Raw genomic sequence first — 9,744 nt, 5'->3', positions numbered from 1 at the left:
TGTATGGCGGAAATCAGTGCGGAAGAGCTGTTGCGTCGTATCAGGGTGGCGAGGGACTGGGCGCGGGAAGAGTCCGACCGGCTCGAGGCGGTGTCCAGGCAGACGGAAGACGTCGACGAGGCGACGGCCGCCGGCCGGCAGGCGCTCACCATGTCCGTGGTGCGGGAGGTACTCGACAAGGTCATCGATCCCAGCACCAGTTAGCGGATGCGCCCGACCGGCGTCGCGCGTAGGCGCGTGCACGGGCGCCCGCGCGCGGCCATCCGGCAGGTGTAGGGCCGTCGCCGGGGCGGTGTTCTGACGCCCATGCGACGGTAGCTGCCCGGCGTCCTGGCGCGCTCGTCACCGTCTCGCGTTCGCGGCCTCGTTGCGCTCACTGGGCGGTGAGGGATCTCGCCGAGTACACAGCGCTCTCCAGGTCTGCGGCTTGCCCAGGGGCTTCGGCCACTGCACCGGAGGGATGAAGAGAGCCCGATTCTCTTGGCTCCTTCCGCACGATTCCTTCCTGGTGGTCCCTTGCCAGCCGAGGTTCGCCCACCGACACGTCACCCCAAGAGATGACAGTGCGTCACGGGATTGTAACGGGGCTCCGATCGTGTGCGGCTCAGCCCTACCGTCTGAAGCTCCACGTCGGCCCTATACGAACGGGACGTATCCCTTGCCCATGAACCGCGCTTCGCTCCTGCCCACGGCCATTGCCGCCGCGGCGGCCTCGGTGCTTCTGCTGCCCGGTCAGGCGCAGGCCGCCGGGTCGGTGCACATCGCGAAGATCTGGTACGACTCCCCCGGTAGCGACACTCGCACCACCGCGTCCCTGAACGGGGAATGGGTGCAGATCACCAACAGCACACGCGCGGCGGTCAGTCTCAAGGGTTGGACCCTTACCGATGCCTCCCGCCACGCCTACACCTTGCCCGCGTTCTCCCTGAAGGCGGGAAAGAGCGTCACCATCAGGACCGGGCGCGGGACCAACAACGCCACCACCCTCTTCCAGCAGCGCGGTGCCTACGTCTGGAACAACGACAAGGACACCGCCACCCTCCGCCGAGCCGGCGGCGCCGTCCAAGACACCTGCGCCTACAACTCCATCCGCTACGACTACAAGAACTGCTGAAACCGTGCCCGACTGCCCCGCACCAGCCGCTTGAGGAAGGGGGGACGGAACGCGAGCATGTCGGGCGTTCGCACTGCCCGCTCGCGCGACAGCCACCGTTTGGTGGCGGGCCCGCCCCTACGGTTGTCAGCTCGTGCGGGGCAGCTGCAGGCGGCTCTGGCCGGTGGCCGTGGCCAGCGCGTGAGCGGCTTGGGCAAGTTGGGCCGTGGCATCCGGTCCGGCGTCACGCTCGAAGCTTGCCTGGCGAACGTTGAGGGCGCCGTCCTGGCGGGCGAGGTCGGCCCGGCCGATCAGGCGGCCATCGGCGAGGAGCGGGCAGACGTAGTAGCCATGCCGGCGCTTCGCTGCGGGCTTGTAGGCCTCGAAGACCTGGGTGAAGCCGAAGAGGCGTTGGATGCGGGGTCGGTACCAGATCAGGTTGTCGAAGGGTCCCAGGAACACCGGATCCCGATGGCGCCGCAGGGTGCTCGTCAGTGTGTTGGGGGCGGCCCATGCGGGTCCCCAGCCTTCGACCCGTACGGGTGTGAGGGTGGTGTCGGGGATGAGGCGGGTGGTGGTGGCGGTGGGGATGCGGAGGTAGTCGCCGAGGTCGTCGGCCGTCGCCACGCCCATCGCTGTCCCGGCGTGGCCGAGGAGTCGGATCAGGCATTGGTCGTCGGTGAGTTCGTCGCTCAGGTGGTCGGCGGGGATGCAGCGCTCGGCGAGGTCGAACAGTCGTTGGCCGCCGGTGCGGCGGGTGGATGCGAGTTCGCCGGACCAGAGGAGGAACTCCACCGCGGTCTTGGTCGGCCCCCAGTCCCAACCGGTACCGGATTCGGCGCCCTCGCGTAGCCGACGCAGCGGCAAGGGTCCCTCGTGCGTGATGCGGTCGAAGAGGGCGGCGCGGGTCTGTTGGTCGGGGTATTGGGGTCGTCGGCGGGTTGCGCGGCGTCGGAACGCCCACAGGGGCCAATCGGCGAGGGGGACCAGGGCGAGGGCGTGCGCGGGATAGTCGAAAGCGATCGGATCGGGGCCTGCGTAGAGGGCGTCGTCGATATCGGCGGTGGTCGTTCCCAGCATGCGGGTGGTAAGGGTGAGCTGGTGCGCGCGGGCCAGGGTGCTGATGCTGTCGAGCTGCACGACATGCAGGTGACCGAGCGCTGCGGTGACATCGTGGAATCCATCGGCGGGCAGGGCAGCCGTGATGGCGATCTCTCGTGCCTCGCCGAGCGAGAGCTCCACCTGGGGTAGGGGCATCGACACGGTCATGCGCGCGGCCCCTCCACCGGTGCCGGAATACTCCCCGACGCCTCTGCTTCTCTGGTTCCGGCCGTGGCCGGGCTGGGCAGGAGGGCCGCACTCGGAAGCGTGCCTGGCGCGTCCGGTTCGAGTCGGCTGGTCGGGCGAGCGGGTGTGCGGTCGGTGGGGGCGAGGAGGGTGCTCGCGGCGCCGGCTGCCGCGCAGAGGGTGAGGGTGAGCAGGGCGGTGTCCCATCGTTGGTGTTCGGCGAGGGTGCCGATGGTGACGGCCGTGATCCCGTTCGCGATGTCGGTGGTGGCGCCGACCCAGGTGTTGGCTTCATTGCGGGTGTCGTCGGTTGCGGTGGCGTCGATGAGGAGGAAGGCGTTGATGAACAGGGGGGTGACGAACAAGCCTGCCAGAAGGAGGAGGAGGGCCAAGAGCCAGAGGGGGCGGGCCAGGAAGAGGAGGGCGGTGGGGAGGGTGAAGCCCAGGGTCAGCAGCCGGTATTTGTGCCAGAGTCCGGATTTCCAGTCGAGGGTGGCGTAGAGGATGCCGCCGATGACGCCGCCGATGCTGATGGCGGCCAGGAGTGGTCCGAGCCAGGTGGTGGCGTTCTGGTGCTGGGTGTATGCGGGTACGAGGATGCCCGTGCCGCCGAACACGGCGCCCATGACAAGCAGGGGTAGCAGGATCGAGATCATGCCGGGGATCGCGAGGGGGCCCAGCCACCGGCGAGAACGCCCGGTCGACACGGTACTCGGCGGGGGGCCGGCCGTGGCGGGGCGTCGGGTGCCGAGTTGGTGGCGGCGGGCCGCGGCCAAGTAGAAGACGGTCACGGTGATGAAGGCGGCGGCCGCCGCTTCGTAGGCATGCCGGGGCCCGAGCCACAGGACGGTGGCGCCGGCGGTGAGCGGGGCGAGGACGAACCCGGCCTCTTCCAGGATGGAATCCGCGCTGTGCACCGCTTTGAGCTGAGCTTCATCGGCTGCCAGGGTCCGCCAGGACGAGCGCAGGGCAGCGTTCAAGGGTGGGCCGGCCAGGGTCGCGGCGATGACCAAGGGCAGGGTGCTCCACCATGGCCAGCGAAGCTCGACGCTGCATGCCACCAGCCCGAGCAGCACCGCGGTCGCCGCCCCCATCAAGGTGAGCATGCGGTGAGCGCCGTACCGGTCGAGGAGCCGTCCGCGAAGCGGGGCGCAGAGGGCGAGGACGAGGGTGTAGCCGCCGCCGACCGCCGCGGCACGGGCGTAGCCGTGGGCTTGCGCGAGGGCGAGGAGCAAGGTGATGGGCAGGACGGCGGCGGTGGTGCGGGCGAGGAACGCGAGGGTGAGCAGACCACGCACGGGTGGCCGAAGGAGTAGGCGGAGCACGCCGGCGGGTTCCTTGCGGTGGTTGTGCGCTGCGGGGGCGGTCACCGGTGGGCCTCCGGTCCGGAAGCCGTCCCTTGGTCGGCAACCGCCGACTCCGTCGAGGGCATGGCGCCTGCTCCTTCACGTTCGGTGTCGTCGGGCGTCGCGTTGCGAGGCTCGGTGGGGGTTTGGTGGGTGGTGGTGCGCAGGGAGTCGGGGTGGAGGAGCACGATGCGGGCGACTTCCTGACCGCGGTGGACTGTGACGTCCCGGTGGGGTTGGACGGCAATGCTCAGCCCGCCGCGAGCCGTCATCATGTTGACGGCTTTCGCGGGGATCACGCCGAGCGGGACGGTCAGGCCGTCCGGTGGGCCGTTGGGTGGGGGCATGACCATGAGGAACGTTCCGGTGGGGATGGTGGCGGCCCAGCCCAGGCGCCATTCGACGGTGCCGAGCCCGTTGGGCAGGAACATGCCCTCCCAGTTCCCGTCGGGGGTGCGGTAGTCGCCGAGGTGGAGCCAGGCCGTGTTGCCGGTGGCGATCCAGTCTTTGCCGCGCTGCCACATTCCCTGCCCTCCCAAGCGCCTGCCGACCTGGTGCGGGTCCTCGCTGTCGGGGACGGCCAGGCCCGCGTCGTCGAGGGGCTTCATCGTCAGGGTGAGCGGGGAGCGGACACTCCAGCCGAGTTCCTGGCCCAGGACCCAGGGTGGGCAGTCCGCCGGGAGCCGGGGTATGCGCAGGTAGCGGAACGAGTGCCGGTAGGTGTCGCGTTCAGCCCGGGCTTCGGCCCTGTCGACGCGCGGCTTCATGGGCAGCAGCGCCCAGGGCTGGAGGGATCGGAAGGTGACCTCGGGCATACGGCCCGCTCTCTGTCGCAGGGATTCACGCGCCGGGCCCGTCTCCCCCAGGGGAAGCCAGTGGCTTCCGGATGGAGGTGCCGCCTCTGGCGGCTTGACGGTGGGCCGTGGGGTGGGAGCCCGGGGTGCTGGCCAGCCGAGGGTCAAGCGGGTTGGGTGTGGGGGTGTCGGCTGGATCCGGGCGGGTTGTGGGAATTGCTTCGCCGTCCCGACCTCTCATGTCTGCGGGGAGGGTCGGGACGGCGAAGGGGTGCCGTGCGCGGGCCGGCGGCGACTGGTACGGCGCGGCCCGCGCACGGCCTGGACGGGAGCCGGATCACGACGCCTGTGGCCGGCTCGGCTCCCGTGGGCTCAGGCGATGGTGTCGGCGCGGTTGAGGCGGCGGGTGCGTTCGGCCTCGGGGAGGGTGTCGAGGTCGAACATCACCACGCTGCAGGGGCCGTAGCCGACGGTGACTTCCTCGTAGGTGAAGGCGCCTTCGTCGCGGTCGAGGGGGGCGGAGGTCAGGTCGACCATCGTGAGGGAGTTCGGGGCGAAGTCGGGGTGGGCGGCGGACATCATGCCGGCGCGGGCGAAGTTGGTGACGTAGACGGTCTGGTCGCCCTGGTCGACGACGAGGCCGCGGGGGCCGGATCCGGTGGGGATTTGCCGGGTGATCTGGAGGGTGTCGACGTCGATGACGGCGATCGTGGAGGAGTTCTCGACGGTCACCAGGGCGTGGCGGCCGTCGGGACTGAAGGCGACGCCGCGGCCGCCGGTGGAGGCGACGTCGACCCGGTGGGTTTCGTCGGTGGCGACGTCGATGACGGTGACGTAGGTCGCCTGGGTGTTCGCGACGAAGACACGTCGGCCGGTGGGGTCGATGCCGAGGCTGTAGGGGTGGGCTTCGCGGTCGACGGGAATCTGCGTGAGCTCGGTGACGCCTTGGGGGTTTCCGTCGGTGAGCGGGCTGATGTCGAGCTTGCTGATGTAGCCGTCGCCCCACACGCACACGTAGGCGATGGTGCCGGCCTTGTTGATGCCCATGTGGCGGGGGTCGCGGCCGGTGGGGATCTGGTGGACTTCCAGGTTCAGTTCCAGATCGACGATCGAGACGGTGTCCGAACCGGAGTTGGAAACCAGCAGGTACCGGTCACCCGGGAGCAGGCCTTGGCCGCGGGGACCATGGCCGACCTCGATCCGGCGGACCTCGTTGAGGGCGACGGCGTCGATCTCGGAGATCGTGTTCTGGGACGTGTTACAGACGAAACCGCGCCCGTCCTTGGTGAACTTCACGCCGCCGCGCGGTGCGTTGCCGATGGGGATCTGCGCGACTCGGCGGTGCTCGCCGGGGCCGGTCTTGGCGACGACGGACACGACGCCGTCGTCGGTGTCGGTGGAGAAGAACTGGATATTGCGCATGGCAGGGTTTCCTTTTCTTCATCGGACGGGACAGCAGACCGGATTCTCGGGACGATTCCGGCCGGCGGCTGAAAACCTCCGGAAGGAGCGCTTCTCAGCCGAGGATGTAGTTCAGGTTCCAGGCGATGGAGATACGGGGTTCTCCGTCGTGGAATTCCGGGACGGCGTGCTTGAGCCAGCCGGGAAATACGAGGAGCTCCCCGGGTGGGCAGGACAGGCGCACGCGGTGACTCTCCCCGGCGAGAGTAATGCCGGGGTCGTAGTAGTCGACGGCGGGACGGGGATCGAGGAGGTCGATCTCGCACAACCCCGGCGCGGCGACGTAGTAGACGGCGGAGAGAGCGGTGTTGGGGTGGAAGTGCGCCTCGTGGCGGTCCCCCGCCCGGTAGAGGGAAGCCCAACTGCGGGTCACCCCCACGGCCACCTCCCGGCCTTCACCTTGGGCCTGTTCGCCTTCGCGTTGCCGGGAGCGGCCGAGAGCCTCAGCCAGGGGCATTGCGACCAGGGACTCCGTGAACCGGCCGGCGACCGCGCACACCCAGCGGGACAGGCGCAGCGCGTCCGCGCCGGCCCAGGCCGTGAACTCCCCCGCGGTCTCCTGCTTGTAGCCGAAGTCCTTCGCCCCGACTCCGGCTTCGTCCAGGATCCGCGCGGCGAGCTGGTCGTTGACCTCGGAGGCGAACGGACACAGGGTTCGGGCCACAGGGGTGGCGAACAGCTGGGCGATCGTCGCTCTCGTCCCCGCCGGGGGCTGCGACGGTCCTGATCCGGTGTCGGCGTGCTGCGTGATGGTCCGGTCGGTCTGGGAGACGGGCATATTTCGGCAACCCTCCACAGAATATGGAGCCAATATCACCGACCCGAAATGGTCGGAGATATCGGAGAGCAGCCAACAGTCTGTTCTCGGAATTGACGATCCGGCAAGCTTTTCGATCGTGCTCTAAAAGGGCGCGCACGCTTTCACACGCCACCCCAAAGTGTTAATCAGACCGCACCTGGGGGCGGTACGGGTTGGAACTGCCTCCGGTCGGGTCACTCACGACACAGGCGCCTCACGACGTCGCCCAATCCCCCAGGGCGCGTTGACGGCAGGGAGCGTGCGCGGGTGTCACAGCACGATCCGGGAACGCGCCGGGGCCGAGGATCAGGGGTGGCGGGGTGCGCCGGGCAGGCCATGGGCACGCAGGAGGTTGTCGCCGAGCGGGGTGACGTCGTGGTGCACGCTGACACCGTCGCGGCGGGTGGTGATCAGTGCCGAGTGCCGCAGGACGCTGGTGTGGTGGGAGACGGTGGCCGCGCTCACCGCGAGCTCCTCCACCAGGTCGTTCGTCGTCGCCTCGGAATGGATGGCGATCAGCAGCAGGACCTGGGCCCGAGTCGCCCCGAGGAGGGCCGCCAGCGCGCGATGGCGGGGCGTTGGCCCACGGTCCGGGCTGGGCGGGTTGGAGTTGGTGGGGGCCATGTCTCGCTCGCTCTGCTCTCCGAAGGGAATGGACGTTCTGGTTCTCTCGGTCGCCGACATCGCCCCTGCCCGCCGGTACAACCGGGGATCGGCGGCTTGAGCCGATCCCCGGGACTGGGACGGTCGTCAGGAGTCAGGGGTCGGGTGTGTGCGTGCGGGCGAGTGTGACGGCGGTGGGGCGGGAGCCGGCCGGGATGGCTTCGTGCTGGGGATGGCCGTCGGTGTTGGAAAGGTCAACACCGTCCAGATGCACCACCGCCAGGGATCTTTCTCTGGTGAGTGCGCAGTACACGGCGTGGTCGTCGGCATCGATGGTGAGGCCGCGCGGGCCGGCGCCTGCGGGGATCTGGCGGGTGATCGTCCACTCCAGCAGGTCCACGACGGCGAGCGTTCCCGCACGCTCCAAGGTCACCAGCGCATACTCGCCCTCCCCCGTGACCGCGATACCCACCGGGCACGCTCCTGCTACCGGCAGCGCCACCGTCGCCTCGATACGGCCGTCGAGCACAGCGAGGACGGACAGGACATCGGAGCGTGCCGCCCCGATGAGCGCGAAGTCCCCCGCGATCGCGGTCGCCCGCGGCTGAACGTGCGCGCCGAGCCACGTCCGGGAAACGGTCCTCACCCGGTGGGGACGTCCTTCCCTGAGCGGAGCGAGGTCCAGGACCGCGACCGCGCCATCCCCGCGCTCGCAGAGCACCGCGAGGGCGCCGTCGACGGAGGCGGCTATCTGGCCTGGCTCTCTGCCCACTCTGATCCGGGCCACCTCCGCCCGCGCCGGGGTGTCGACGATCGAGAGGTTGTCCGAGCCCGCGTTCGCGACCAGGAGGTAGGGGGTGCCCGGTACCGGCGTCATGCTTCGGGGCGCCCAACCCACCCGAACCCGCCCGATGACCCGAGCCGACGCCACATCAACAGCGAGGATCTCATCGGAGACCGACAACGCGACGAAGACCTCTCCCCCGGGAACACACTGCACCGCGGCGAGCGGCCCCCGACCGGTGACCACCGACCCGAGCGGCCGGTAGGAGGACGGGCCGGACTTCCTCGTCAGGATGATTCCGCCCGCCGCAGTGTCGCAGGAGACCAGCACCACTTCCACCTGCCCACGCCTCCTCCCCGCCCCCGACGGAATGTCCCCCGCAGGGTCATGCCCGTGGGGCCGCGCCCTGCGGTCCACCCCTACCGTGATAGCGGCTCGCGTCGCCGGAAGGCATGAACGGCCGTCAACTGTCCGTAACTGGCTGACATCTGACCGACACTGCCATCTAGCCCAATAGGGGATGATCCGGTATCCGATACCGTCTCTTTTCTCCCGAGGAGTGCACTGTCCGTGACTGAACACCAGAATCCGCTCGTGTCCGGGACGCTTCACCACGTCGAGATCTGGGTCCCCGACCTGCCCCGGGCGATCGCCGACTGGGGCTGGCTCCTCGAAGACCTCGGCTACACCCTCCACCAAAGCTGGGAACACGGCCGCAGCTGGAAACTCGGCCCCACCTACCTCGTCTTCGAACAATCCCCCGCGCTCACCACCACCCGCCACGACCGATGCGCACCGGGCCTGAACCACCTCGCCTTCCACATCGAGACCGCCGAACGCGTCGACCTCCTCACCAAGAAGGCCCAGGAGAACGGCTGGACCCTCCTCTTCCCCGACCGCCACCCACACGCCGGCGGCACCCACCAACACACCGCCTACCTCGAATCCCGCGACGACTTCGAAATCGAACTCATCGCACCCGGAACCGCGTAGTCCCAGATTCAGGAAATGGATGCACGCCGGACCTGGCAGCTGCTCGTGCGGGGCAAGGCGCCGGCAAACCGGCGCGCTCCCCCGTGAGGACCGAACGACTTGGGACGGCTCCGCACGCACCAGCGCCGAGCCGTGGATGGGGGTACTGCGCACTCTCGCCGGGGCTCGTGCCCCAGGTGGGAGTGGTGCGACCTCGGCTCTCACGGACAACAAGGGTCCTGCCTGAAGTACCGCTTCCTCGATCGCTGAAGGAAACTGCAGGTCAGACGTACTTCACGTGGGCCGGCAGCGACCGAAGTTCCGACATGGGCCGAAGTTTTCGTGCCTGCAGGGCGGGGTCAGCCTTCGGCGGCTTGCGCGGGCCTCTTGGAACGCTCAGATCCTGCCATGTCGTTCGGAGCCCGGGGTGGGGGTTTACGGGCGGCGTTCGGGAGCAGGAGTGCGGTCACGACCAATCCGGTACGTCACGAGGAGCTCCCGAACCTCTGCGCCTGCGCGAGGACGGGCAGAACATCACCTCGCGCAGCCGGACCGCCGACGAGACGGTGCGCCACATCGAGCGCGTCATGGCCCTGGTGGCCGAG

10 protein-coding genes are annotated in these 9,744 nt (G+C 69.3%); 3 read left to right on the top strand and 7 right to left on the bottom strand.

Going from position 1 to position 9,744, the window contains the following annotated elements; translation table 11 throughout:
* Positions 1-204, top strand: a 204-nt coding sequence (locus ADK55_RS05820; RefSeq protein WP_159041290.1) for a hypothetical protein, incomplete at its 5' end; no start/stop codon positions are given.
* A 460-nt stretch (positions 205-664) separates the two neighbouring features.
* The gene (locus tag ADK55_RS05815; protein ID WP_053676375.1) at positions 665-1,114 is read left to right on the top strand and encodes a lamin tail domain-containing protein; all 450 of its coding nucleotides are present in this window, start codon (positions 665-667) and stop codon (positions 1,112-1,114) included.
* A gap of 126 nt (positions 1,115-1,240) precedes the next feature.
* Here the strand turns inward: ADK55_RS05815 and ADK55_RS05810 are convergent, their stop codons facing one another.
* The 7 genes from ADK55_RS05810 to ADK55_RS05780 all read right to left on the bottom strand — a co-directional run bounded on the left by ADK55_RS05810 (position 1,241) and on the right by ADK55_RS05780 (position 8,506).
* Entirely contained in the window at positions 1,241-2,362 is a 1,122-nt protein-coding gene (locus ADK55_RS05810) for a DNA glycosylase AlkZ-like family protein (protein WP_053676374.1), read from the bottom strand.
* Positions 2,359-3,750 carry an MFS transporter gene (locus ADK55_RS05805; protein WP_053676373.1) on the bottom strand — a complete coding sequence of 464 codons (1,392 nt, stop codon included), beginning with the start codon at positions 3,748-3,750 and terminating at the stop codon, positions 2,359-2,361. Before ADK55_RS05805 ends, ADK55_RS05810 begins: the two co-directional genes overlap by 4 nt.
* Positions 3,747-4,541, bottom strand: a complete 795-nt coding sequence (locus ADK55_RS05800; protein ID WP_063839450.1) for a hypothetical protein — start codon at positions 4,539-4,541, stop codon at positions 3,747-3,749. Before ADK55_RS05800 ends, ADK55_RS05805 begins: the two co-directional genes overlap by 4 nt.
* Positions 4,542-4,892: 351 nt before the next feature.
* Positions 4,893-5,942 (bottom strand): YncE family protein, encoded by a 1,050-nt coding sequence (locus tag ADK55_RS05795; RefSeq protein ID WP_053676372.1) that lies wholly within the window; start codon positions 5,940-5,942, stop codon positions 4,893-4,895.
* A gap of 94 nt (positions 5,943-6,036) precedes the next feature.
* The gene (locus ADK55_RS05790) at positions 6,037-6,759 is read right to left on the bottom strand and encodes a putative 2OG-Fe(II) oxygenase (RefSeq protein ID WP_053676371.1); all 723 of its coding nucleotides are present in this window, start codon (positions 6,757-6,759) and stop codon (positions 6,037-6,039) included.
* Between the two features lie 327 nt (positions 6,760-7,086).
* On the bottom strand, positions 7,087-7,404 hold the full coding sequence (locus tag ADK55_RS05785) for an ArsR/SmtB family transcription factor (protein ID WP_053676370.1): 318 nt from the start codon (positions 7,402-7,404) through the stop codon (positions 7,087-7,089).
* Positions 7,405-7,537: 133 nt separating this feature from the next.
* Complete coding sequence (locus ADK55_RS05780) at positions 7,538-8,506, bottom strand: YncE family protein (protein WP_053676369.1); 969 nt, start codon at positions 8,504-8,506, stop codon at positions 7,538-7,540.
* A gap of 231 nt (positions 8,507-8,737) precedes the next feature.
* On the opposite strand from ADK55_RS05780, the gene ADK55_RS05775 reads away from it, so the two are divergent.
* On the top strand, positions 8,738-9,160 hold the full coding sequence (locus tag ADK55_RS05775) for a VOC family protein (RefSeq protein ID WP_078998529.1): 423 nt from the start codon (positions 8,738-8,740) through the stop codon (positions 9,158-9,160).
* Positions 9,161-9,744 lie beyond the last annotated feature (584 nt).

The sequence above is a fragment of the Streptomyces sp. WM4235 genome, assembly GCF_001279725.1.
Lineage (GTDB): Bacteria > Actinomycetota > Actinomycetes > Streptomycetales > Streptomycetaceae > Streptomyces.
This window is presented reverse-complemented; position numbering and strand designations above follow the sequence as displayed.